At 64.0% G+C, this 23,389-nt stretch carries 22 protein-coding genes; all 22 read right to left on the minus strand.

Features of this window, described 5'->3' with window-relative positions; genetic code table 11:
- Positions 1 to 430 precede the first annotated feature (430 nt).
- A complete protein-coding gene (glnA, locus tag KHY18_RS21525) occupies positions 431 to 1,846 on the minus strand; it encodes a type I glutamate--ammonia ligase (protein WP_213304721.1) in 1,416 nt (471 codons plus the stop codon).
- A 188-nt stretch (positions 1,847 to 2,034) separates the two neighbouring features.
- Positions 2,035 to 2,856 (minus strand): competence/damage-inducible protein A, encoded by an 822-nt coding sequence (locus KHY18_RS21530; RefSeq protein ID WP_213304723.1) that lies wholly within the window; start codon positions 2,854 to 2,856, stop codon positions 2,035 to 2,037.
- 6 nt (positions 2,857 to 2,862) lie between these two features.
- Positions 2,863 to 3,723, minus strand: a complete 861-nt coding sequence (locus KHY18_RS21535; protein WP_213304725.1) for an EI24 domain-containing protein — start codon at positions 3,721 to 3,723, stop codon at positions 2,863 to 2,865.
- A 25-nt stretch (positions 3,724 to 3,748) separates the two neighbouring features.
- Positions 3,749 to 4,726, minus strand: a complete 978-nt coding sequence (locus tag KHY18_RS21540; RefSeq protein ID WP_213304727.1) for a sterol desaturase family protein — start codon at positions 4,724 to 4,726, stop codon at positions 3,749 to 3,751.
- Positions 4,727 to 4,737: 11 nt separating this feature from the next.
- Positions 4,738 to 5,538, minus strand: a complete 801-nt coding sequence (locus KHY18_RS21545) for a polysaccharide deacetylase family protein (RefSeq protein ID WP_213304729.1) — start codon at positions 5,536 to 5,538, stop codon at positions 4,738 to 4,740.
- A 4-nt stretch (positions 5,539 to 5,542) separates the two neighbouring features.
- Positions 5,543 to 6,478 carry a YncE family protein gene (locus KHY18_RS21550; protein WP_249729286.1) on the minus strand — a complete coding sequence of 312 codons (936 nt, stop codon included), beginning with the start codon at positions 6,476 to 6,478 and terminating at the stop codon, positions 5,543 to 5,545.
- A gap of 288 nt (positions 6,479 to 6,766) precedes the next feature.
- Positions 6,767 to 7,291 (minus strand): phosphoribosyltransferase, encoded by a 525-nt coding sequence (locus tag KHY18_RS21555; RefSeq protein ID WP_213304734.1) that lies wholly within the window; start codon positions 7,289 to 7,291, stop codon positions 6,767 to 6,769.
- Between the two features lie 41 nt (positions 7,292 to 7,332).
- On the minus strand, positions 7,333 to 8,709 hold the full coding sequence (locus tag KHY18_RS21560) for an adenylosuccinate synthase (protein WP_213304737.1): 1,377 nt from the start codon (positions 8,707 to 8,709) through the stop codon (positions 7,333 to 7,335).
- 19 nt (positions 8,710 to 8,728) lie between these two features.
- Positions 8,729 to 9,886, minus strand: a complete 1,158-nt coding sequence (locus KHY18_RS21565; protein WP_213304740.1) for an ATP phosphoribosyltransferase regulatory subunit — start codon at positions 9,884 to 9,886, stop codon at positions 8,729 to 8,731.
- A 237-nt stretch (positions 9,887 to 10,123) separates the two neighbouring features.
- Positions 10,124 to 11,011: a protease modulator HflC gene (hflC, locus tag KHY18_RS21570; RefSeq protein WP_213304743.1), complete on the minus strand. Its 888-nt coding sequence runs from the start codon at positions 11,009 to 11,011 to the stop codon at positions 10,124 to 10,126.
- Positions 11,012 to 11,020: 9 nt separating this feature from the next.
- Positions 11,021 to 12,394: an FtsH protease activity modulator HflK gene (gene hflK, locus KHY18_RS21575; protein WP_213304746.1), complete on the minus strand. Its 1,374-nt coding sequence runs from the start codon at positions 12,392 to 12,394 to the stop codon at positions 11,021 to 11,023.
- Positions 12,395 to 12,466: 72 nt separating this feature from the next.
- Complete coding sequence (hflX, locus tag KHY18_RS21580; RefSeq protein WP_213304749.1) at positions 12,467 to 13,630, minus strand: GTPase HflX; 1,164 nt, start codon at positions 13,628 to 13,630, stop codon at positions 12,467 to 12,469.
- A 60-nt stretch (positions 13,631 to 13,690) separates the two neighbouring features.
- The gene (gene hfq, locus KHY18_RS21585; RefSeq protein ID WP_213304751.1) at positions 13,691 to 13,948 is read right to left on the minus strand and encodes an RNA chaperone Hfq; all 258 of its coding nucleotides are present in this window, start codon (positions 13,946 to 13,948) and stop codon (positions 13,691 to 13,693) included.
- 99 nt (positions 13,949 to 14,047) lie between these two features.
- A complete protein-coding gene (gene der / locus KHY18_RS21590; protein WP_213304753.1) occupies positions 14,048 to 15,391 on the minus strand; it encodes a ribosome biogenesis GTPase Der in 1,344 nt (447 codons plus the stop codon).
- A gap of 13 nt (positions 15,392 to 15,404) precedes the next feature.
- Positions 15,405 to 16,547 carry an outer membrane protein assembly factor BamB gene (gene bamB / locus KHY18_RS21595; RefSeq protein WP_213304755.1) on the minus strand — a complete coding sequence of 381 codons (1,143 nt, stop codon included), beginning with the start codon at positions 16,545 to 16,547 and terminating at the stop codon, positions 15,405 to 15,407.
- Positions 16,544 to 17,218, minus strand: a complete 675-nt coding sequence (locus KHY18_RS21600; RefSeq protein WP_213304757.1) for a YfgM family protein — start codon at positions 17,216 to 17,218, stop codon at positions 16,544 to 16,546. Before KHY18_RS21600 ends, bamB begins: the two co-directional genes overlap by 4 nt.
- Before the next feature lie 17 nt (positions 17,219 to 17,235).
- Positions 17,236 to 18,504 carry a histidine--tRNA ligase gene (gene hisS, locus KHY18_RS21605; RefSeq protein WP_213304759.1) on the minus strand — a complete coding sequence of 423 codons (1,269 nt, stop codon included), beginning with the start codon at positions 18,502 to 18,504 and terminating at the stop codon, positions 17,236 to 17,238.
- Positions 18,505 to 18,620: 116 nt separating this feature from the next.
- Positions 18,621 to 19,859 carry a flavodoxin-dependent (E)-4-hydroxy-3-methylbut-2-enyl-diphosphate synthase gene (gene ispG / locus KHY18_RS21610; RefSeq protein WP_213304786.1) on the minus strand — a complete coding sequence of 413 codons (1,239 nt, stop codon included), beginning with the start codon at positions 19,857 to 19,859 and terminating at the stop codon, positions 18,621 to 18,623.
- Between the two features lie 30 nt (positions 19,860 to 19,889).
- Positions 19,890 to 20,819, minus strand: coding sequence for a helix-turn-helix domain-containing protein (locus KHY18_RS21615; RefSeq protein WP_213304761.1), 930 nt, complete (start codon positions 20,817 to 20,819; stop codon positions 19,890 to 19,892).
- A gap of 13 nt (positions 20,820 to 20,832) precedes the next feature.
- Positions 20,833 to 21,663, minus strand: coding sequence for a type IV pilus biogenesis/stability protein PilW (gene pilW, locus KHY18_RS21620; protein WP_213304764.1), 831 nt, complete (start codon positions 21,661 to 21,663; stop codon positions 20,833 to 20,835).
- Positions 21,664 to 21,684: 21 nt separating this feature from the next.
- Positions 21,685 to 22,806 carry a dual-specificity RNA methyltransferase RlmN gene (gene rlmN, locus KHY18_RS21625; RefSeq protein WP_213304768.1) on the minus strand — a complete coding sequence of 374 codons (1,122 nt, stop codon included), beginning with the start codon at positions 22,804 to 22,806 and terminating at the stop codon, positions 21,685 to 21,687.
- 84 nt (positions 22,807 to 22,890) lie between these two features.
- A complete protein-coding gene (gene ndk, locus KHY18_RS21630) occupies positions 22,891 to 23,316 on the minus strand; it encodes a nucleoside-diphosphate kinase (protein ID WP_213304770.1) in 426 nt (141 codons plus the stop codon).
- Positions 23,317 to 23,389 lie beyond the last annotated feature (73 nt).

Below are 23,389 nucleotides of genomic sequence, written 5' to 3' on the forward strand. Positions count from 1 at the left end.
CAGGCTTGCAACCGCGCTCTTTGGCATTGGTTGCATTGTTGGTGTATTCATTGCCACAGCGGTAGATCGTGCTCTGGGCCGAAGCCAGTGGCGCGAGCAGCGGCAATAACAGGAGTACAAGCAGTTTTTTCATCACAGTCCTCGGTCACCGGTGGCCTGCGAACAGGCGCGGCGCAGTAACCAACAGTATCGCCTGATCCGGTGACAAACAGGCGAAATGCCCCGCGCACTGTGCGCATGCGCCCACATTCCACGCGCCATGCGGGCGAAAAAAAAGCGGCTTGCGCCGCTTTCTTTACTTCCCGAGCCTTCCGTTGGGATGGTCCAACATGGGGGCACCGAGCAAGGGCCGCCCCGCAGCGATGGTGCCGTCCCCCTCCACCGAAGGTTGAGAGGGGGAAGCGGCGAAGCCGCTCAGGGGGTGCCTTTATTACAGGGAGTAGTACATGTCGTATTCGACGGGGTGCACTGCTTGGCGGAAACGCGTCACTTCGGTCATCTTCAGTTCGATGTAGGCATCGAGCATGGAGTCCGAGAACACGCCACCCTTGGTCAGGAACGCGCGGTCGGCGTCCAGGGCTTCCAGGGCTTGGTCCAGGCTGTGGCACACGGTGGGCACCAGCTTGTCTTCTTCCGGGGGCAGATGGTACAGATCCTTGGTCGCGGCTTCGCCGGGATGGATCTTGTTTTCCACGCCGTCCAGACCTGCCATCAGCAGTGCCGAGAAGCACAGGTAAGGGTTGGCCAGTGGATCGGGGAAGCGTGCTTCGATGCGGCGGCCCTTGGGGTTCGACACGTAAGGAATACGGATCGAAGCCGAACGGTTCTTGGCCGAGTAAGCCAGCTTGACCGGAGCTTCAAAGCCGGGAACCAGGCGCTTGTAGCTGTTGGTGCCGGGGTTGGTGATGGCGTTCAGCGCACGGGCGTGCTTGATGATGCCGCCGATGTAGTACAGAGCGTAGTCCGACAGACCGGCATAGCCGTCGCCAGCGAACAGGTTCTTGCCGTCTTTCCAGACCGACTGGTGCACGTGCATGCCCGAGCCGTTGTCGCCAGCGTAGGGCTTGGGCATGAAAGTCGCCGTCTTGCCGTAGGTGTTGGCCACGTTCCAGACGACGTACTTGAGCTGCTGCGTCCAGTCAGCGCGTTCCACCAGGGTGGAGAAGCGCGTACCGATTTCGTTCTGGCCTGCGCCCGCCACTTCGTGGTGGAACACTTCGACCGGAATGCCCAGCGATTCGAGAATCAGGGACATTTCAGCGCGCATGTCTTGCGTGCTGTCGACGGGAGGCACGGGGAAGTAGCCGCCCTTGGTCGTGGGACGGTGACCGCGGTTGCCCGAATCGAACTTGGTGCCGGTGTTCCAGGGGGCTTCGTACTCTTCGATTTCGAAGCTCACGTGGCCGGGTTCATTCGTCCAGCGCACGCCGTCGAAGATGAAGAATTCTGGCTCGGGTCCGAAGTAGGCGGTATCGCCCAGGCCCGATGCCTTCAGGTAGGCTTCAGCGCGCTTGGCGATCGAGCGCGGGTCACGGTCGTAGGCCTTGCCGTCGCTGGGTTCGATCACGTCACACTGCAGGAACAGCGTGGTTTCTTCGAAGAAGGGGTCGATGTTCGCGGTCGAAGGATCGGGCATCAGTTGCATGTCCGAGGCTTCAATGCCCTTCCAGCCCGCCACCGAGGAGCCGTCAAATGCATGGCCCGAAGTGAACTTGTCTTCATCGAAGTGCGACACAGGCACGGTCACGTGCTGTTCCTTGCCACGGGTATCGGTGAAACGCAGGTCAACAAACTTGACCTCGTTCTCCTTCACCATCTTCATCACATCTGCAACGGTCTTAGCCATCAGGGTCTCCTGCAAAAACGGCTTGTTCAAAAAATGTTGCAATACTTCAAGCAGTTTGCGTGCCAACTTTGCACACGCCCCATTTGTCGTATTCGCTGGCGCTCTAGCCCTCGCCGGGGACACAAGCACCGTACCGGAGCATCCACGAATCTCACCAAAACAGTGCAATTCACGGACGCCAGAAAAAATCACCCATTACGCACCACTTCGGTGCTGTAATTTGCACCAATAGAGTGCAATCCCTTTATCAGTGCAGGCCAGGCGGTTTCGACCGCCGTGGCCAGGCCTTTGATGCCGAGTTCCACATGGGCGCCGTGCACCGCATGGTCCACGCTGGGCAGGCTGAACACCCGAATATCGCCATGGGCGGCTTCGAGTTGCTGCATCAGCGGCGTGAGTGTAGCCTCCCCCACGCCGAAGACCAGCACCGAACGCTCCTGGCGCGCAGGGCCATGGAACAACGGCGCATAGTGCTGGTCGAGTACGCTTTCGACCATGGGCCAGGCCATGACCGGAAAACCGGGCACGAAATGCACGGCACCGCCCGCGCGGCCCGCGCAGGAAAAGCCGGGAATCTTGTTGTAGGGGTTGGCGATGATGGTCGCGCCCTGAGGGAAATTGCCCATCTGAAGGCGGTGCACGTTGTCGGGCCGGCCGGCCTCGAACACTTCGCCCTTCTCTGCCGCGACATCGCGCATGCGCTCCTCGATCAGCGCCACGGCCGCGGGGTGCAGCGCCAGCGGCACGCCCAGCGCCTGGGCCGCGCACTGGCGCGTATGGTCATCGGGCGTGGCGCCAATGCCGCCAAAGGAGAACACCACGCTTGCGCTGTCGAATGCGCGCTTCAGCGCCGCCGTGAGCCGCGGGCGGTCGTCGGCCAGATATTCCGCGTGAGACAGGGACAGGCCGCGTGCGGCCAGCAACTCGATCAGCTTGGACAGGTGTTTGTCCGCCCGTTTACCCGAAAGAATCTCATCGCCAATGATGATGGCGCCAAACTGCAAATCCATGAACACTCACTTTTGGGGGGAGGAAAGAGGCGGCGCCAGCGGCACGATCACGTCGGACGCATCGACCGGCTGGGGGTTGGCGCGCAAGACCTCGAGCGCGGCCAGGCAGAAATGCGCGAACCACAGCGACGAGAACGCGAACACCAGCGCATAAATCCAGATGGCCAGTGGAATCAGCACCCAGAATGCCGCCAGGAACAGCATGCCCGAAGCCCAGACAATGGCCGGCGCGGCGCCGAGATAACCGCAGACCACGCCCATGGCCATCAGGCTGTAGCGGTGGCGCAAAAACAATACGCGGCGCTCGCGCTTGCTCGCGTGCTCGGCCAGCGCATCGAAGGCCATGACGCGGTAGGTGAGCCAGCCCCAGATCAGCGGCGGAATGATCAGCACCAGCGGCGGAACGAACCACAGCGGCACAGAGACGACCAGAGCGATCAACGCGATCAGCGTGGAGCCCAGCGACCAGGCGAGACTCGCGACCAGCGAGCCGCCGTGCTTGCGCTCGAGCACCGGGAAGCGCCGCTCGGCGACCAGCTTCACCAACGCGGGCGCCATGCACAACGCGACCAGCAGCAGCGACAGCACGACAATGATCGGCATCGCGACCAACACCACCAGCACCGGCGCCACGGCCGCCGAGCCGAAGCCCACGCCGCGCGCCTGCAGCCAGCCCCAGGCGGTCTGCAGCCAGCCCGCGCCGTCGAGCAGGCCCTCGACCCATTGCACCGTCGGTCCCCAGAAGAAGTAACCGAGCACGGTCGACAACAGGGTCATGAACAGCAACGGTACGAGGGACCAGAGGATCACCCGTTTGTGCAGACAGTAAGCTGCTGCACGCCAGAAGGAGTCGATAAGCAGTCGCATGCCTCTAGGATACCCATTGCGGGCCTTAAGCGCGACCCATCAAACGCAGTACCCCGCGCCATTGCTGACTCCAGAAGCCTTCGCCATAGTCACGCAGGCGTCCGCGGGCGTCGGGTTCGACCTGATCCCGGATGCCGGTAGGGTCATAGCGCAGCTCGAAATTGGCCGTGCCGAACAGCATGTCCCATACCGGCAGCAGCACGCCGAAGTTGTTTCCGCCCAAACGCACGCGCTGACCATCGGGCGTTTCATGGCCTATGCCTATGGTGTGGTGGCGGCGGTGAAACCGCGGGCTGACCCACAGCCGCTCGCCTACGCGGCCGAACCACAGCCGCAGGTTCGCATGGTGCAGGCTTTCGCTGAGCTGCGTAATGGCCACGATGGCGACGAATTGGCCAGGCGCCAGACCGATGATCTGCGCCACCAGCACGATGATGCTGTCGCGCAGCAGATCGTCGAGCAGATGGTTGCGGTTGTCGCTCCACATCGTCATCTGGCGCTGCGAATGGTGCAGCGCATGCAGCTTCCACCACCAGCCGAAATGGTGCTGGCCGCGGTGTATCCAGTAATCGAGCAGATCGAAAACCACTAGGTACAGCAGCAGGCTGACCCAGGCCTGGTCGGTCACGCCGGGCCAGAGGTTGTCGAGGTGGTAGGTGGGCATGCCCCACACGCGCAGCGTGCCGAACAGGTGGTCCCACAGCGGATCGATCGAAAAGAACAGCGCGATGCGAAACAGCCCGAGCCGGTGCACCACCGTGTAAAGAATGTCGACGCGGATCGCGCGTCGGTCGGTCACGGCCTCGACCGGCCACAGGCGCTGCAGCGGCGCGATCAGCAGCACCATCACCACCAGCTGGATCAGGCCGACCAGCAGCCAGCCCGTGGCCGTGTAGCCATCTTCGAGCAGATGGGCCAGCCCCAGGCCAAACAGCAGCGGCTGCACCACGCCCTCGAACAGCCATTGTTGCGCTGCGTTGAACCAATCCACCAAGACCTGCATAACCTCTCCACTCAACGCGTCTGCGTTATCCAATCACGGTAATCAGGGTGTGTGTCGAGCGTGCGAAAGCAAAATCCCTGTTCTTTGAGCCCGACCAGCAACGGCTCGAGCACGGCCGGCGCCCAGGCGTCCTTGCGCGACCAGATGCCCAGGTGCGCCAACAAGATATCACCGCTGCGTATGCGTTGCAGCGCCTGGGCCAGCAAGGCCTTGTTGCTGAAGCGCTCGCTGGGCAGCTCGTCGCCCAGAAAGCCCGCGGACGACCAGCCCACGTGCGCCCAGCCGCAGGACTTGGCCGCGGCCAGCAGCGCGGGCGAAGTCTTGCCGCCCGGCGCACGGAACAGCGCCAGCGGCTTCTTGCCCGTGATCTGCTGCAGCCGGTCGGCGGCTTGCTTGATCTCGGCGCAATAGCCCGCGGCGCTGAGCGTATAGGTTTCGCCTTCGCGCGGACCCGCCGAAGGCTTGACGCGGAAGGCCGGCGCTTGGGGGCTGTCCACATCGCCGCGCCAGTAGGCGTGCGACCAGGTGTGCGAAGCGAAGACATGGCCTTCGGCCGCGCGTGCGCGCCACCAGGGCGCCCAGTGCTCGCCCAGGCTGCCGTCGCCCTCCTTCGTCGCCTCGTTGGCGCCAAAGAAGGTCACGCGAACCTGCTGGCGCTGCAGCACTTCGGCGATCAGCGGCGCGACGCCCATGTGGCCGGTGTCGAATGTCAGATACAGCGGCTTGCAGGCGTCCTTCGCCCAGGCACCGAACGAAAGCAGGCTCGTGCCCAGCAGGCAGGCCCCGAGCAGGGCGGTGCGGCGCAGCGGCATGGCTTCAGCGCGGCGCGTGCGCCAGCGTCCACACGCCGTGCGGCGACTTGCCCACGTTGACCTGGCGCACGACCTTCTTCTCGACGGTGTCGATCACCGACAGCTTGCGCGCCCAGCGCGAGCTCACATAGATGTAGCGGCCGTCGGCCGACACTTCCATGCAGTCGGGGCCGCCAGGGGCGGGATAGGTGTCGACCAGCTGCTGGGTCTGCATGTCGATCTTGCCTATGGTGTTGGCCACGCGGTTGCTGACATAGAGATGGCGCTTGTCGCCCGCGGCGCGGAACGCATGCGCGCCCTTGCCGGTCTTGATCAGCGCCATGTTGCGCGGCGGGCCCGCGGAGATGTCGAACACTTCCACGGTGTCGCTGCCCGTGAGGCCGATATACAGGCGGCGGCCGTCGGGGCTGCCATAGATGTCGGCGGGCATGGCGCCGGTGCGCACGCGCGCCGTGATGACCTGCGTCGCCATGTCGATGGCCACCAGCTCGTCGCTGTCCTGCATGGTCGAGTAGAGCGTGGCGCTGCGCGCGTCTATCCACAGATGGCTGGGCGTCTTGCCCGTGCTCACGCGCTTGGCGAGCGTGGGCTGCTGGCCGTCCCAGCGGTAGAAGTCGATATGGTCGAGCCGGTTGGCGGCAGTGACAAACCACTTCATGTCGGGGCTGAAGCGCAGGTGATAGGGGTCGGAAATATCGCGCACCACGCGCTGCACCTGGGCGGTGCGCGGGTCGAGAAAAGTCAGCGAGTCGCCCAGCGCATTGGCGACGATCAGCGATTTCTCGTCGGGCGTGAGGTAGAGATGGTGCGGCTCCTTGCCCGTCGGAATGCGCTGGGTCTCGACCCAGCGCTCGGGATCGATCACGCTGACCGATGCGTCGAGCGAATTGAGCACAAAGATCGGCGGCAGCTTGGCCGGCGCCACCTTGGCCGCGGGCAGCGGCGCCGCGGCGGCCGGAGTCTGTACTGCAGGCGGCGCCGCGAAGGCCCCGGTGACGGCCGCACCGGCCAGTCCGATCAATACCAGGGCAGCACGTCGCTGCTCGAAAGAATTGCGCTTCACAAACCACCACTTTCTAGAGTGCCTGCAGTTTATCTGCGCGCCACACTGGTGCGTGCGTGCGCACCAAAGCTTGTCACAACTTGTCATCTAAAACCAACAGTGACATATTGGGGCGGGCCAAAAAAAAGACCGCCTGAGCGGTCTTTGACACGGGTCTATGCAAGCTTACAGCTTCCATTTTTCCAGCAGCTTCTGCGGGCCCATGTTGTCGTAGCTTTCGAACGGCTGGTGGATCCAGGGGTTGGTCGGCAGATATTCGACCGAGTAGTCGGCCTTGAAGGTCGACAGGCCCTTGGTCCAGATCACCGCGCTGCGCAGCTCGGTGATGGGCGCGTAGTTGCTCTTGAGCATTCCGACCACGGCATTGAGCGTGTGGCCCGAATCCGCGAGGTCGTCGACCAGCAGCACGCGGCCCGCAATCTCGCCCTGGGGGGTCGTGATGAAGCGTGCGATGTCCAGGTGGCCCTGCACCGTGCCGGCTTCGGCGCGGTAGGAGCTGGTGGACATGATGGCCAGCGGCTTGTCGAAAATGCGGCTCAGGATGTCACCCGGACGCAGACCACCGCGTGCCAGGCACAGGATGGTGTCGAATTCCCAGCCGGACTGGTGGATCTTGAGCGCGAGCTTTTCGATCAGGCCGTGGTACTCGTCGTAGCTTACGTACAGGTGATTACCGTCTTCGGTCAACATGGCGTTTTCCTGTTTTCAGTCGTGGATACAGACGGCGGCGATCAAGCTGCGCTGTAAGGGTTGTGCATGAGGATCGTGTGATCGCGGTCGGGGCTGGTCGACACCATGGCGATGGGCACGCCGGTCACTTCGGCGATGCGGTCCAGGTAGCGACGCGCCGAGGCGGGCAGCTTGTCATAGTCGGTCACGCCCACGGTCGAATCGGTCCAGCCGGGGATGGTTTCGTAGATTGGCTTGCAACGCGCGATGTCGTCCGCGCCCATGGGCAGCAGGTCTATGGTTTCGCCGTCGAGTTCGTAGCCCACGCACAGCTTGAGCTCCTCGAGGCCGTCCAGCACGTCGAGCTTGGTGATGCACAGGCCGGACAGACCGTTGACCTGGGCCGAGCGCTTGAGCAAGGCGGCGTCAAACCAGCCGCAACGGCGGCTGCGGCCCGTGGTCACGCCCTTTTCGGCACCGATGGTGCTCATGTGATAACCAGGCGTGCCTTCCTTTTCCCAATCGAGTTCGGTGGGGAACGGACCGCCGCCTACGCGTGTGCAATATGCCTTGGTGATGCCCAGCACGTAGTGCAGCAGGCTCGGACCCACGCCCGAACCGGCGGCGGCGTTGCCGGCCACGCAGTTGCTCGAAGTCACGTAGGGGTAGGTGCCGTGGTCGACGTCGAGCAGCGTGCCTTGCGCGCCTTCGAACAGCAGATTGCCGCCGGCCTGGTGAGCTTCGTTGAGTTCACGCGAGACGTCGGCCATCATGGGCTTGAGCAGCTCGGCGTGGCGCATGGCTTCTTCGTAGACCGCGTCGAACTGCACTTCGCCGTCGACGATGTAAGGCTTGAGGCCGTCACCGAACGTGAAGTTCTTCGAACCCAGCACATGCACCAGAATGTGGTTGTGCAGGGCCAGCAGTTCGCGCAGCTTGGTGGCGAAACGCTCGGGGTACTTCAGATCCTGCACGCGCAGCGCGCGGCGGGCAATCTTGTCTTCGTATGCGGGGCCGATGCCGCGGCCGGTGGTGCCGATCTTCTCGGTGCCGCCTTGTTCGCGCGCCGCTTCACGGGCGACGTCGAGGGCTGCGTGGAAAGGCAGGATCAGCGGACAGGCTTCGCTCACGCGCAGGCGGTTGCGCACTTGCACGCCGGCTTTTTCCAGGCCTTCGATTTCCTCGAACAGCTTGGCTGCGGACAGCACCACGCCGTTGCCGATGTAGCACTTGACGCCGGCCCGCATGATGCCGCTGGGAATCAGATGCAGCGCGGTCTTCACGCCATTGATGACCAAGGTGTGACCGGCATTGTGACCGCCCTGGAAGCGCACGACGCCCTGGGCGCTTTCCGTGAGCCAATCCACGAGCTTGCCCTTGCCTTCGTCACCCCATTGGGTGCCGACCACGACCACATTGCGACCTTTGGTTGCTTTCATATTCAAATCCGATGAATTGTCAAATGCCTGAAATGGCTTGTACGACCCATTGCCCGGCGACTTGCACCAGTTCTCGGTCGCAGTGAAATTCGTCCACTTCGCTTTCGTGGCCCGGCAGTACGCAGACCACCGTTTCGCCCTGCTGGCGCAAAGTGGCAATGGCGGCGCTCACGTCCTGCGCGTCGCCCCAGGGCGCGCGGATCGCGGCCTTGAGGGCGCGCGTGGGCACCACGCTCACCAGTTGCTTGATGTCCAGGCTGAAGCCCGCGGCCGGCCGGTTGCGACCGAACACCGCTCCGACTTCGTCGTAACGGCCGCCACGCACCAGCGCATCGCTGGCACCGGGCACGTACATCGCGAAGCGGGTGCCGCTGTAATAACCGTAGCCGCGCAGGTCGGCCAGATCAAACGTCACATTCACGCCTTCGAGCCGCGCCGCGAGCCACTTCAGGTGGGTCAGCACTTCGGACACGCCGGGCACGCCGGCGAGCACCTTTTCGGCCTCGTCGAGCACCGTGACATCGCCATACAGCTGCAGCAAGGCCATCAGGCCTTCGCGCGATGCCGCGGGGAAGTCGCGTGTGAGCAGCGCCAGTTCGCTCGCGTCCTTGGTCGCGAGCGCCGCGTGCACCGCATGCAGCACCGGGGCCTCGAGCGCCACGCCGGCCAGCAGACTGCGCACCACGCGCACATCGGCCATGTCGACGCTGACGTTGCTCACCTGGGCGCTGCGCAGGCAGGCCAGCGCAAGCAGCAGGGCTTCGAGGTCGGCCTCGAGGCCTGCATGGCCATAGATTTCCGCGCCGAACTGCAGCGGCTCACGCGTGGCGCGTGGTCGATCAGGACGGGTGTGGAGCACCGGGCCGCAATAGCAAAGGCGTGTGACGCCCCGGCGATTGAGCAGATGGGCATCGATACGGGCCACCTGCTGGGTGGTATCGGCGCGCAGGCCCAGCGAACGTCCCGAAAGCTGGTCGACCAGCTTGAACGTTTGCAGGTCCAGGGCTTCACCGGTACCCGTCAGCAGGGACTCCAGATGCTCCAGAAGGGGAGGCATGACCAGCTCATACCCGTAGCTACGCGCCGTATCGAGCAATCCTCGACGCAATTCTTCGATGTGCCGTGCCTCGGAAGGCAATACATCGGCGATGTGATCCGGCAGGACCCAAGCAGACATGGAAAAATGGGAGGCTGTTAAAAACGCGATTCTACGGGATAGCCGCGCCATCCCACCCTTCCTCGCACCATGGCCTAGCCCTGGCACACAGTATTGCTTGCGCAATCAATGGTATTGGCATGCAAAAACCAGGGCCTGCCCTGCCCCGTCATCAACGGGACACACCAATGCAAAGAGGGGCCTGGGCCCCTCTTTTTTCATTCGTGCGCTGAACGCTGTCAGCCGGCAGCGGAATGTTTATTTGGCTGGCGCGCCGCCGCGCATGGCCTTGAAGAATTCCGACGACGATGGGTCGAGCACCATCACGTCGCTCTTCTTGCTGAAGCTGGCCTTGTAGGCTTCGAGGCTGCGGTAGAACTGCGCGAACTGCGGATCGCGACCGAACGCTTCGGCGTAGACACGCGCGGCTTCGGCATCGCCCTCACCCTTGATCTTCTGCGCATCGCGGTAGGCATTGGCCACCGTGACTTCGCGCTGGCGATCGGCGTCGGCGCGGATCTTTTCGCCTTCGGCCGCACCGGTGGAACGCAGCTCGTTGGCCACGCGCTTGCGCTCGGCGTCCATGCGGCGGTAGACCGACTCGGTGATGGCTTCGGCGTAGTCGACGCGCGTGATGCGCACATCGACCACGTCCATGCCCCAGGGCTTGGCGCCGCGCACGGACTCGAGCACTTCGCGCTTGACGTCGGCCATCAGCGCTTCTCGCTTGTCGGCCAGCAGGTCCTTCACGGTGCGGCGGTTGATTTCCTCCTGGAAAGCATTGCGCACCACACGGTTGAGCTGCTGCGTGCCCGCGGCTTCGTCCAGGCCGACATTGCGGATGTACTCCGACGGCTCGGAAATGCGCCAGCGCACATACCAGTCGATCACCACGCGCTGCTTTTCAGCGGTCAGCATGGGTTCGGTGTCGGTGCTGTCGAGCGTCAGCAGACGCTTGTCGAGGTAGCGCACGTTCTGGAACGGCGGGGGCATCTTGATGTGCAGGCCCGGCTCGGTGATCACTTCCTTGATCTGGCCCAGCGCATAGACCACGCCGAACTGACGCTGGTCGACGACAAACAGCATGGAGCTGAGCAAGGCCAGCACCACCAGCAGGGTGGAGACAATAAATCCGACTCTGTTCACAAGAATCTCCTAGCGGACATCGCGCTCACGCGAGCGACTGGTATCGCGCGCACGAACATCATTCGAGGTGGAGGAAGGCACGGTCAACGTGCCCGCGGCCGGGGCGCCCACGGCGCCCGCTGCGGAGGCGTCAGCCGGCGCACCCGCCTGGCCCGTGGCCTGCATGATCTTGTCCAGCGGCAGGTACAGCAGGTTCGAGCCCTTGCTCGAATCGACCAGCACCTTGGTCACGTTGCCGTAGATCTGCTGCATGCTTTCCAGATACAGCCGGTCACGCGTCACTTGCGGAGCCTTCTGGTATTCGGTCAGCAAAGAGCTGAAACGCTGGCCGTCACCCTGGGCCTGGGCCACGATGCGTTCCTTGTAACCCGCGGCTTCTTCCTGCATGCGCGAAGCGACACCGACCGCGCGCGGCACGACGTCGTTGGCATAGGCCTGGGCTTCGTTCTTCGCACGCTCGCGCTCCTGCGCCGCCTTGAGCACGTCATCGAAAGAAGCCTGCACCTGCTCGGGCGGACGCACGCCGCTTTGCTGCAGATTGATGCCGACGACTTCCACGCCCACCTTGTAGCGGTCGAGAATGACCTGCATCAGATCGCGCACGCGCGGCGCGATCTGGTCGCGCTCGTCCTGCATTGCCGCATCCATGGACATCTTGCCGACCACTTCGCGCACCGACGTTTCGGCGGCCTGGATCACGGCCTCGGCCGGATTCTTGCTCTCGAACAGCCAGGCACGTGCATCGCTGAGGCGGTACTGCACGGCGAACTTGATCTCGACGATGTTCTCGTCGCGCGTCAGCATCGCCGACTCGCGCAGTCCCGTGCTCTTGATCACGTTGTCACGACCGACATCGGCCGAGCGGATCTGCGTCACGGTCACCAGCTCATGGCGCTGCACAGGGTATGGCAGACGCCAGTTGAAACCCGCACCGACCGTACTCTGGTACTTGCCGAACTGGGTGATCACGGCCTGCTGGCCTTCCTGCACGATGAAGAAGCCCGTGCCCAGCCAGATCAGCACGGCCACGCCGGCGATCACGCCGATGCCCGCGCCGGCATTCTTCATGTCGGGCTGGAAGCCGCCATTGCCGCCGCTGGGCGGCTGACCATTGCCGCCGTTCTTGCCGCGGAACAATCCCGACAGCTTGCGGTTCAGGTCACCCCACAGTTCGTCCAGATCAGGCGGATTGCCCTGACCCTGGCCTTGCGGCCGGCGATCACGGCCATTGGCTGGCGGCGGAATCGGCCGGTCGGCTTCGGGCCGGGAGCCTTCCGAGTCCTTGTCATCGCCCCGCCCCCAGCGAGGATCGTTCAGGTTGAACATCCCCCGGAGGCGCTTGGGCAGCAGCGCCCAACGGGACGCGCGGTGTGAAAAATTCATGCGAAAAGTCTCAAGTATTTTGCAAAAAGACAGGGATCCCTTCGGCATTTTGCCCAAACAGGGCTTGGCGCCTCATAAATCAGCGGGGTAGTCGGGGATCTTATCCGCCCCCTTCGCTGCCAGGACGCTCTCGGTGAGCGACTGGCGCAATGCAGGCAGACCTTCTCCCGAGCGCGCACTGACGAACAAGCGGGGCACGGGTTGGCCGTCCCACTCGTATGTGTCCTGCAGCAACACCGGCCGCAGTTCAGCGGGCACGGCATCGAGCTTGTTGAAAATCAGCAGCTGCGGAATTCCGTCGGCACCGATTTCGGCAAGCACTTTCTGCACTTCAGCGATTTGCTCGGGGAACGCGGGATTCGACGCATCGACCACATGCAGCAGCAGATCGGCATCGATAGCCTCCTGCAGCGTCGCCTGGAACGCATCGACCAGGCCGTGTGGCAGATCGCGGATGAAGCCCACGGTATCCGACAAGGACACAGATTGGCGCGCATCGCTCAAATACAACTGGCGCGTCGTCGTGTCGAGCGTCGCGAACAGCTGGTCGGCCGCATAGGCACCGGCCTTGACCAGCGCATTGAACAGCGTCGACTTGCCGGCATTGGTGTATCCCACCAGCGACACGTTGAACACGTCGCGGCGCTCGCGCTGGCGGCGCTGCGTCGCACGCTGTTTCTTGACCTTGATCAGCCGCTCGCGCGTGCTCTTGATCGACTTGTCGATCATTCGGCGATCGAGCTCGATCTGGGTTTCACCCGGGCCGCCGCGCGCGCCGATACCGCCGCGCTGGCGCTCCAGATGGGACCAGCGCCGCACCAGGCGCGTGGCCAGGTATTGCAGGCGCGCGAGCTCGACCTGGAGCTTGCCTTCATGGCTGCGCGCGCGCTGGCCGAAGATCTCGAGAATCAGCAGGGTACGGTCGGTGACCGGCATGTCCAGATGGCGCTCGAGGTTGCGCTGCTGGGCCGGGCTCAGGGCCTGGTCGAACAGCACTTCCTGCGCGCCATGCATTTGCGCGAGCATGCGAATTTCGTCGGCCTTGCCGCTGCCGACAAACAGTGCCGCGTCGGGCACCTTGCGCTTGCAGGACAGGCGGGCCACAGGGTTGAGGCCTGCGGTCTGGGCGAGCAATCCAAGCTCTTCGAGCTCGGAGTCAAAATGGGGCAGCCCGAAATCCACACCGACCAGAAGAACCGGTGTGGTGGGGCTGTTGGGAGTATCAGGAGAGCCCATGCAGGCTCCCCGTCAGCAGGCGACTCCCGGTCGCGAGGAAAAAGACTCGGTGGTGCAATCTCAAGCGCCAGCGGCTTCGTTGTCCACAGCGGTTTCGGCTGTGGAGAAGTTCACGGCACGGCCCGGAACGATGGTGGAAATGGCGTGCTTGTACACCATTTGGGTGACCGTATTGCGCAGAAGCACGACGTACTGGTCAAAAGACTCGATCTGACCTTGCAGCTTGATGCCGTTGACCAGATAAATGGACACCGGCACATGCTCGCGACGCAGCGCGTTCAGGAACGGATCTTGGAGGAGTTGGCCTTTATTGCTCACGATATTCTCCGTGTTCAAGGAGTGTTGTTGTAAACCGACACCTTACCACAGAGCCTTGCGCGTCCCGGATGACCAGGGATTTGCAAGGCCTTGCGGGGATTATTTGTCTTTGTCTGCGTAAGGATTGGCCGAGGTCTTCAGCTCGATGCGCAGCGGCGTGCCCACGAGGTTGAACTCCTTGCGAAAGCGCCCTTCGAGGAAGCGCTTGTACACATCGGTCACGTGCTCGAGCGAGTTGCCATGGATCACGATCACCGGCGGGTTCATGCCGCCCTGGTGGGCGTAACGCAGCTTGGGGCGGAACATGCCGCCGCGCTTGGGTGCCTGGAACTGCACGGCCTCGAGCAGCAGGCGCGTGAGCACCGGCGTCGACATCTTGCAGGTAGCAGCCTTGTGCGCCTGGGCAATCGAGGTCCAGACCGGACCCAGACCCTGGCGCTTCTGCGCCGAAATGAAGTGCATCGAGGCGAACTTGAGGAACGACAGGCGCGACTCGATGGAGCGCTGCAGCAGCTCGCGCTGGTACTCGTCGACCGCATCCCACTTGTTCACGGCCAGCACCACGGCGCGACCGCTTTCCAGAATGAAGCCCGCGATATGCGAGTCTTGCTCGGTCACGCCCTGCGTGGCATCGATCAGCAGCAGCACGACGTTGGCCGACTCGATGGCCTGCAGCGTCTTGACCACCGAGAACTTCTCGATGGCTTCGAACACCTTGCCCTTGCGGCGCAGGCCGGCGGTGTCGATCAGCTCGAACTTCTGGCCATTGCGCTCGAACGGCACCGAAATCGCGTCGCGCGTCGTGCCCGGCATGTCGAACGCGACCAGGCGCTCTTCACCCAGCCAGGTGTTGATCAGTGTCGACTTGCCCACGTTGGGACGGCCGGCCACGGCCAGCTTGATCGGGCCGAGTTCGCCCTCTTCCAGCGCGTCTTCTTCGGGATCGGGCAGATGCAGCGGCTCGAGCGCGAGCTCGACCAGACCGCGGATACCCTGACCATGGGCAGCAGACACCGGGTGCACCGCACCCAGACCCAGTTCGTAGAACTCGGTGAGCTGCACGCCCTCGAGCATGCCTTCCGCCTTGTTGGCGATCAGCAGGCAAGGCTTGCCCAGGCGACGCAGGTACTTGGCGATGTCATGGTCCTGTGCCGAGACACCGGCACGCGCATCGACCACGAAAATGACCACATCGGCTTCGGCCACGGCCTGTTGCGTCTGCTTGGCCATTTCCTTGAAAATGCCGCTGGTTGCATCGGGTTCGAAGCCGCCGGTGTCAATCACGATGTACTCGTGCTTGCCCTGCTTGCCCTGGCCGTAATGACGGTCCCGCGTCAACCCGGCATAGTCGGCGACGATCGCATCTCTCGACTTTGTAAGCCGATTAAACAGCGTCGATTTGCCCACATTCGGGCGCCCTACAAGGGCAATAACTGGCTTCATCCCAGAATACCTATCAATCCGGCCGGAAGCCGTACACGCCACCATTGCGCGTCACGACCACCAGCGTATCCGCAGCCACCACCGGTGCTGCAGCAATCCCGGAGTCATCGGTTGTCAGGCGGTTCAACGGAGAACCATCCTCTTTGGACAACAAATGAACCAGACCATCGTCATCGCCCACGACCACCGAGCGACCCAACAGCAAAGGAGCTGTCAGCTTGCGCAGTTGCAGGCGATCCGTTGACCACAGACGGCTGCCATCGGCGCGCCGCCATGCGATCACTGTTCCATTGCCTTCTGTGCCCACAAGGCGCTCGGCGTCACCGCCCAGGCCTTGTGCGCCACGGGCAGGCTGCGCCCATTGCAGACGCGCACTGCCCACGTCCACGCAGGCCACCGAGGCCTGGAACGTGCGCGCGCACAGCTGCCCGCCTTCGCGACTCAACGGGCCCACCAGATCGACCAGGCGCTCGACGTCGTTGGTGCCGCGCGGGCTGGCCAGCGCGGCTTCCCACAGCACGGCGCCGTTGTCGGGGTTCAGGCCCACGAGCCGGCCCGCGAGGCCGGCCATCAGCGTGTCGCCGACGGCAGTCAGCACGCCCGCCTGGCGCAGCACCAGCGATTCGCCGGTACGTTGCTGCACCCACAGCTGGCGACCGTTTTCGGCATCGAATGCCGTGAGCGCGCGGTCGGCCGACAGCACGAACACGCGGCCACCGGCGACCAGCGGCGGCGTGTACGAAGCCGCGGGCAGGCGCTTGCGCCAGACTTCACGGCCTTGCTCCAGCAGCACCACTTCGTTCGCGCGCGTGACCACGGCCTGCAGGCGTTCGTTGCCACCCACACCGGCCGTCAGCGGCTGACCCACCTTGGCCTGCCACAGCGAGGCACCCGAGCTGGCGTCCAGCGCCTGCAGGCTGCCGTCGAGGCTGGCCAGCACCACGGTCGTGCCATGCACATGCGCGACCAGCGGCAACTGGCCAAGCGGCGCGATTTTAGCCGTCCAGGCTTTCTGCACGGGCAGCAGGGCCACGTTGGGCCCCAGGTCCGCGGGCTTGACCTTGCTGGAACTCCAGAACGCGCAGCCGGCGAGGCTGGCGATCAGGCCGAAAGTACAGAGGCTGCGCACCAGGCGCGTTGGCAGGCTGCGGGTCATAGTTTGGCTTCCGTTGGGCTGGCCTTGGCCTGGACTTGCACGCCCAGCGCGTTGAGCTTGAATTCCACCAGACGGCGGTAGTCGATCTGGCTGTCGAACGCCTTGTAGGCTTTTTCGTATTCAGCCACGGCTTCGGTCTTCTTGTCCTGCAGCGCATAGGCATCGCCACGGCGGTCGGCGGCCACGGCCGTGAATTCGGCGGGGAAGCTTGCCGACAGCTGCTGCAGCGCGGCGTCGGGTTGCTTTTGCTCCAGCAGCACCGCGGCCAGGCGCAGGCGTGCGAGCGACTGCAGGCCGTTATCGCTGCCCTTGTCGGCGACCCAGGTCAGTGCATCCTTGGCCTGGTCCCATTGACCCGCATCGGCATACGCCTTCGCGGCCAGCAAGCCCGACTGTGCGGCTTGCTGGGTGCCGGCGTAGCTGCCCTTCAAATCGGTCAGCGCCTGGCCTATGCGGTCCAGTTGCTTGCCTTCGACGGCCTGCGTCACCGCGTCCGCGAGCGCCGCGGCCTGGGTAGACTGGCGGGCCTGCCAGTATTGGTAGCCATTCCAGGCGGCGAAGCTGCCGAACACGACAATCAGGGCGCCCGTGATCGGGGTGCCCCATTTGTTCCAGAAATGCTTCAGCTGGTCAAGTTGCTCTTGTTCTTCAAGATCGAAATGTTGGGCCATGGCTTTGCTGGGTGTTTTTAGTCTGTCGATTGTAGAAGGGTCGCCCACTGCGCCACTGCGCTGAGGGATTGCGTGGTCTGTTCGCCGCTGCCGTCGCGCAGCGATTTGACCGTGACCTGGCCCTGGGCGAGTTCATCGGAGCCGAACACCAGCGCAAAGCGCGCGCCGCTGGCATCGGCTTTCTTGAACTGCGACTTCATGCTGCCCATGCCTTCGCCGGCAGCGCCCGAAGGGCTGTGCAGCTGCACGCTGACACCGGCGCCACGCAGCGCCTGGATCACCTGGCTGACCTGGGGCAGCGAGGCCGCATCGGGCACGACCGCATAGGCGTCGGGCACGGGCGCGGCGGTCGCGAGACCGGCTTCCTTGACCAGTTCGAGCACGCGCTCGACACCCAGCGCCCAGCCCACGGCCGGCGCGGCCTTGCCGCCGATCTGCTCGATCAGGTAGTCATAGCGGCCGCCGCCGCAGATCGTGCCCTGCGAGCCGAGCTGGTCGGTGATGAACTCGAACACCGTGAGGTTGTAGTAGTCCATGCCGCGCACCAGGCGCGGATTGATGCTCCAGACCACGCCGTTGGCGTCGAGGATGGCGGTGACGGCGTTCAAGTGCGCCAGCGAGGCTTCGCCCAGGAAGTCGAGCAGCCGCGGCGCGGCCTGGACCATGGCCTGCATCGCCGGGTTCTTGGTGTCAAGAATGCGCAGCGGGTTGCTGTGCAGACGGCGCTTGGCTTCCTCGTCGAGCAGGTCCTGGTGCTGTTCCAGATAGGCGATCAGCGCCGCGCGGTGCGCCTTGCGCTCCTCGGGCTGGCCCAGGCTGTTGAGTTCCAGGCGCACATGCTGCAGGCCCAGTTCCTTCCACAGCGCGTCGGCCAGCAGAATCAGTTCGGCATCGACTTCGGGGCCGTGAAAACCCAGGGCCTCGGCGCCGATCTGGTGGAACTGACGGTAGCGGCCGCGCTGCGGACGCTCGTGACGGAACATAGGGCCCATGTAGTACAGGCGCTTGCCGCCGTCGTACAGCAGGTTGTTCTCAGCAACCGCGCGCACCACGCCGGCCGTGGCTTCGGGGCGCAGCGTCAGCTGCTCGCCGTTGAGCCGGTCTTCGAAGGAATACATTTCCTTCTCGACGATGTCGGTGACTTCACCCAGGCCGCGCACGAACAGCGGCGTGGGCTCGACGATGGGCGTGCGGATGTTGCGGTAGGCGTAGCGCTGCATCAGGCTGCGCACTTTTTCCTCCAGCCATTCCCAGCGTGCGGAATCGGGTGGAAGAATATCGTTCATGCCTTTGACGGCAACAATCTTTCCCGGCTTGGGAGAGGCTTTGGTTTCAGTGGTCACGGCAAAAATGGGTGAGATCAAGATTCAGGCGCTGCGCAGACAGCGCAGCGGGCAGCGACTTATTGCGCCTGTGCGCCGTAGCGGCGGCGCACGTAGTTGTCGACCAGCGCGTGGAATTCCTCGGCGATGTTGTCCCCGCGCAGGGTCAAGGCCTTTTCGCCATCGATGAAGACGGGGGCCGCAGGCGCTTCGCCGTTGCCCGGCAGGCTGATGCCGATGTCGGCATGCTTGCTTTCGCCCGGGCCGTTGACGATGCAGCCCATGACGGCCACGCGCATCGCTTCGACGCCAGGATAGTTGACGCGCCACACCGGCATCTGCGAGCGCAGATGGTCGTCGATGCGCTTGGCCAGCTCCTGGAACGTGGTGCTGGTGGTGCGCCCGCACCCGGGGCAGGCCGTGACGCTGGGCACGAACATGCGCATTCCCAGCGACTGCAGGATTTCGGCGGCGACCACCACTTCCTGGGTGCGCGCTTCGCCCGGCTGGGGCGTGAGCGATACGCGGATGGTGTCGCCAATGCCTTCTTGCAGCAGCACCGACAGCGCGGCCGCCGAGGCCACCGTGCCCTTGGTGCCCATGCCGGCTTCGGTCAGGCCCAGGTGCAGCGCGTAGTCGCAGCGGCGCGACAGCTCGCGGTAGACCGAAATCAGGTCCTGCACGCCGCTGACCTTGCACGACAGAATGATCTGGTTGCCGTCCAGGCCCATGCTTTCGGCCAGGCGCGCGGAGTCGATGGCCGATGTGATCAGCGCTTCATACATCACCTGGCGCGGGTCCCAGGGCTGGGCGCGGCGGATGTTCTCGTCCATCAGGCTGGCGAGCAGCTCCTGGTCGAGGCTGCCCCAGTTGACGCCGATGCGCACGGCCTTGTCGTAGCGCGCCGCGGCTTCGATCATCTGACCGAACTGCTTGTCGCGCTTGTCGCCCTTGCCCACGTTGCCGGGGTTGATGCGGTACTTGGACAGCGCCTTCGCGCATTCCGGGTAATCGGTCAGCAGGCGGTGGCCGTTGTAGTGGAAATCGCCGACCAGCGGCACGTTCTCGCCCATGCGGTCGAGCTGCTCGCGGATATACGGCACGGCCGCGGCCGCCTCGGGCGTATTCACGGTGATGCGCACCATCTCCGAGCCGGCCTGGGCCAGTTCACGGATCTGTATCGCGGTTTCTATGGCCTCGACCGTGTCGGTATTGGTCATCGACTGGATGCGCACCGGCGCATCGCCGCCTACCGTCACGACACGATCACCCCAGACCACGCGCGCCTGGCGCGAGCGCCGCGCCGCGGGAGCGGACATGGGGATGGGCAGCTGTTCTTTGCTGTTCACTTATTTCACCTCGAAGCGTGCTACGTCTTTGCCTTGCGCCACTGTCGCAAGATCGAAAGGCTGGCCGCGCACCTGCAGCGTGGTGACCGCGACCCGGCCGACAATCACCTGCACCGGCAGTTGCGCCGACACCTGCGCCGATTCTCCAGCGGTCAGATTCTTGCTCAGCACCACGGTGCCGCGTGCGTCCTTGACCTGTACCCACGACGGGGCCGAGGCATTGAAGACCAGGGCTTCCTGGCCGGGCAGCTGCGGCGCGACGGCGGCCGCGGGCGTACCGGCTACAGGCGCAGGCGTTTCTGCCACGACAGGAGCGGCAGCCGGTGCTGCGGCAGCCGGCGCTGCGGCAGGCGCAATGCCTGCGAGCTCGGCGGGCAGCGCTGCTGCCGCTGGCGTGTCGATGGCCGCGGGAGTCTGCACCGCCGTGGCCTCGATGGGCTGGCTCACCGTTGCGGGCGCGCTTTCAGCGCTGTCGTCACGGTCAAGTATGCCGCTGGGCAGGAAATACACCGCCGCGGCGCCGATCAGCAGCACCGCGACCGCGGCGATCGCCTTGCTCGACACGCCGCTGTTGCTCGCCGCCATGCCGCCGCCGCTCTTGCCCGCGCGTTCCTTGATGGGCGCATTCAGATGCGTGCGCTGCGGGTTCAGGCCCGGGGGCGCATTGCGCGGCAACTGGTCGAGCACCGGCTGTGCGTCCAGGCCCAGGCTGCGGCAGATGCTCGAAGCGAGCGCGCGCATGAACACGGTATCGGGGAAAGCCGCGTAATTGTCGGCCTCGAGGGCCTCGAGCTTGTACACGGGCACCTTGAGCGCGCTGGCGAGCGCCGCCACATGCAGCCCCGCGGCTTCGCGTGCCCGGCGCAGCTGCTGGCCCGCAGTCGCATGCGCTGGCGGTTCACTCTGTTGCGTCTCCAAAACACCGGACATCTGCAACTCTCTCTCACTCATTGAATGCACCCCGTTGATAGGCCAACCACTCACGCGATTCCGGAAAACGCCTGCCCAGCGGGCCGGCCAGCTGCTCCATGGCGAGCTGGTCCCCCTGCGCACGCTCCACCTTGATGCCCAGCCACAGCGTCTCGGCATTGGCCTGCTCGCTGTTGTTCAGGCGGCGGATATAGAACCGGGCACGCGTCACATCCCCCTGAACATACAGCACGTTGGCCAGGTTGTAAGCGACAACCGGATTGCCGGCGTCCATTTCATAGGCCTTGAACAGCGCTTCCTCGGATGCCTTGAGCTGGCCCGCGCTCTGCAGGCACAGGCCCTTGGCCATCCAGGTCTTGGCCTTGGCCTGGTAGCGCGGCTGCTCCAGCGCGTCGTTGAACAGCCGGTCGGCCTGCGCATAGCGCTTTTGCTGGCACAGCAGCCAGCCATAGTTGTGCAGCAGGTTCGCGTCGCGCGGCGCCAGTGCCAGCGCGCGGCGAAAGCCGTCCTCGGCCAGCTCGGCGTCGCCGAGCTGCATGTAGATCAGGCCGCGCAGCTGATGCGCTTCGGCATAGTTGGGATCGGTCGCCAGCGACTGCTTGATTTCATCGAGCGCGACTTCGGTTCTGCCGAGCTGAAAATAACTCGCCGCCAGCTCCATGCGGATGCGGGCGCGGCGGCGGATATCGGATTCATCGGAAGGCGTGACGAGGTCGGCATGCGTGCCGCCATCGACGCCGCGCGGACCACCCGCACAGCCGGTGAGCAGCACCAGCCCCAGGCAGGCGGCGAGCCCCCAGCCCGGGTATGAAGTTACTAGCCGTCCGATTTTTCCAGGATTCATGCAGTAGACCTTATGGCTCCTTCAGGGAGAAGGAGCAATCATGATTGTGCGACGTTTGGCCATGCGCTCTGCAGCGCGTGTGCGGTCCTTGACGTCGCCGGCGAGTTGGCCGCAGGCCGCGTCGATGTCGTCACCGCGCGTCTTGCGCACGGTGGTCACGATGCCCGCCTGGCTCAGAATGCGTGCGAATTCGGTCACCTGGGCCGAAGACGAACGCAGCAGTCCCGAGGCGGGGAACGGATTGAAAGGAATCAGGTTGAGTTTGCACCATGGGCGTCCATTGCCATAGCTGCGCACCAGATTCACCAGTTGCTGCGCATGTTCGGGCTGGTCGTTGACGCCGTCGAGCATGCAGTATTCAAAGGTGATGAAGTCGCGCGGCGCATGCTCGAGGTAGCGCTGGCAGGACTCCATCAGTTCGCTGATCGGGTACTTGCGGTTCAGCGGAACGAGGTCGTCGCGCAGCGGGTCATTGGGCGCGTGCAGCGACACGGCCAGGGCCACGGGGCAGTCGAGGCCCAGGCGGTCCATCATGGGAACGACGCCCGAAGTCGAGACCGTCACGCGGCGGCGCGACATGCCGTAGCCGTGGTCGTCGAGCATCACGCGCAGCGCGGGCACGAGGGCCGTATAGTTTTGCAGCGGCTCGCCCATGCCCATCATCACCACGTTGGAGATGACGCGCTCGCTCACGCCCAGGCGCTTGCGCAGCGCATGTTCGGCGAACCACAGCTGGGCGAGGATTTCGCCCGTCGTCAGATTGCGACTGAAGCCCTGGTGGCCCGTGGAGCAGAAACGGCAGCCCACGGCGCAACCGGCCTGGGACGAAATGCACAGCGTGCCACGGTCGTCCTCGGGGATGAACACGGCTTCGACCGCATTGCCATCACCCACATCAAACAGCCATTTGACGGTGCCATCCTGGGACACATGCTCGGTGATGACCGGCAGGGCCGTGATATGGGCACGCGCCTTGAGCTTCTCGCGCAGGGACTTGGCGAGATCGCTCATTTGTTCAAAGTCGCTCGCACCGCGCTGGTGTATCCAGCGAAACAGCTGCGTCGCCCTGAAACGCTTCTCCCCGAGCTGTTCGCAATAGGCGCACAGTCCGTCGAGATCAAATTCAAGTAAATTGGTAGTCATATCGGCATGCGGGTCCACGCCGGCCGCAAGGCGCTGCTGGCAACAAAAGACCCGAAGGCCTTTCGTCGCGCAGCGCCCAAGCGATCAACGCGAGTAGATGTTCAGGCCGGGGAAGAAGAAAGCAACTTCCACTGCCGCGGTTTCAGCAGCATCCGAGCCGTGCACTGCATTGGCATCGATGCTGTCAGCGAAGTCGGCGCGGATCGTGCCGGCTTCTGCCTTCTTGGGGTCCGTAGCGCCCATCAGTTCGCGGTTCGTCAGAATCGCGTTTTCGCCTTCCAGGGCCGTGATCATCACGGGACCGGAGATCATGAAGTCGACCAGGTCCTTGAAGAAAGGACGTGCAGCGTGAACAGCGTAGAACTGTTCAGCTTCGTTGCGCGACAGTTGCACCAGACGGGCAGCCACGATCTTCAGGCCGGCGCCTTCGAAGCGGGCGTAGATTTGACCGATGACGTTCTTTGCAACGGCGTCGGGCTTGATGATGGAGAGAGTGCGTTCGATAGCCATTTGGTTTTCCTTGAGAAATTTAAAGATTTTTGTTCCTAAGAACAAAACCCCTTATTCTAGCTATCTCACACAT

The sequence above is a fragment of the Acidovorax sp. CCYZU-2555 genome, from assembly GCF_018413525.1.
Lineage (GTDB): Bacteria > Pseudomonadota > Gammaproteobacteria > Burkholderiales > Burkholderiaceae_C > Comamonas.

Coding starts and splice junctions, on each gene's coding strand:
- hflK (WP_213304746.1), bottom strand. CDS start 12,394: ATGAATTTTTCACACCGCGCGTCCCGTTGGGCGCTGCTGCCCAAGCGC.
- glnA (WP_213304721.1), bottom strand. CDS start 1,846: ATGGCTAAGACCGTTGCAGATGTGATGAAGATGGTGAAGGAGAACGAG.
- ndk (WP_213304770.1), bottom strand. CDS start 23,316: ATGGCTATCGAACGCACTCTCTCCATCATCAAGCCCGACGCCGTTGCA.
- KHY18_RS21555 (WP_213304734.1), bottom strand. CDS start 7,291: ATGTTGACCGAAGACGGTAATCACCTGTACGTAAGCTACGACGAGTAC.
- hflX (WP_213304749.1), bottom strand. CDS start 13,630: ATGGGCTCTCCTGATACTCCCAACAGCCCCACCACACCGGTTCTTCTG.
- ispG (WP_213304786.1), bottom strand. CDS start 19,859: ATGTCCGCTCCCGCGGCGCGGCGCTCGCGCCAGGCGCGCGTGGTCTGG.
- bamB (WP_213304755.1), bottom strand. CDS start 16,547: ATGACCCGCAGCCTGCCAACGCGCCTGGTGCGCAGCCTCTGTACTTTC.
- KHY18_RS21560 (WP_213304737.1), bottom strand. CDS start 8,709: ATGAAAGCAACCAAAGGTCGCAATGTGGTCGTGGTCGGCACCCAATGG.
- pilW (WP_213304764.1), bottom strand. CDS start 21,663: ATGAATCCTGGAAAAATCGGACGGCTAGTAACTTCATACCCGGGCTGG.
- KHY18_RS21545 (WP_213304729.1), bottom strand. CDS start 5,538: ATGCCGCTGCGCCGCACCGCCCTGCTCGGGGCCTGCCTGCTGGGCACG.
- KHY18_RS21565 (WP_213304740.1), bottom strand. CDS start 9,886: ATGTCTGCTTGGGTCCTGCCGGATCACATCGCCGATGTATTGCCTTCC.
- KHY18_RS21530 (WP_213304723.1), bottom strand. CDS start 2,856: ATGGATTTGCAGTTTGGCGCCATCATCATTGGCGATGAGATTCTTTCG.
- hisS (WP_213304759.1), bottom strand. CDS start 18,504: ATGAACGATATTCTTCCACCCGATTCCGCACGCTGGGAATGGCTGGAG.
- KHY18_RS21615 (WP_213304761.1), bottom strand. CDS start 20,819: ATGTCCGGTGTTTTGGAGACGCAACAGAGTGAACCGCCAGCGCATGCG.
- der (WP_213304753.1), bottom strand. CDS start 15,391: ATGAAGCCAGTTATTGCCCTTGTAGGGCGCCCGAATGTGGGCAAATCG.
- KHY18_RS21540 (WP_213304727.1), bottom strand. CDS start 4,726: ATGCAGGTCTTGGTGGATTGGTTCAACGCAGCGCAACAATGGCTGTTC.
- KHY18_RS21535 (WP_213304725.1), bottom strand. CDS start 3,723: ATGCGACTGCTTATCGACTCCTTCTGGCGTGCAGCAGCTTACTGTCTG.
- KHY18_RS21600 (WP_213304757.1), bottom strand. CDS start 17,218: ATGGCCCAACATTTCGATCTTGAAGAACAAGAGCAACTTGACCAGCTG.
- rlmN (WP_213304768.1), bottom strand. CDS start 22,806: ATGACTACCAATTTACTTGAATTTGATCTCGACGGACTGTGCGCCTAT.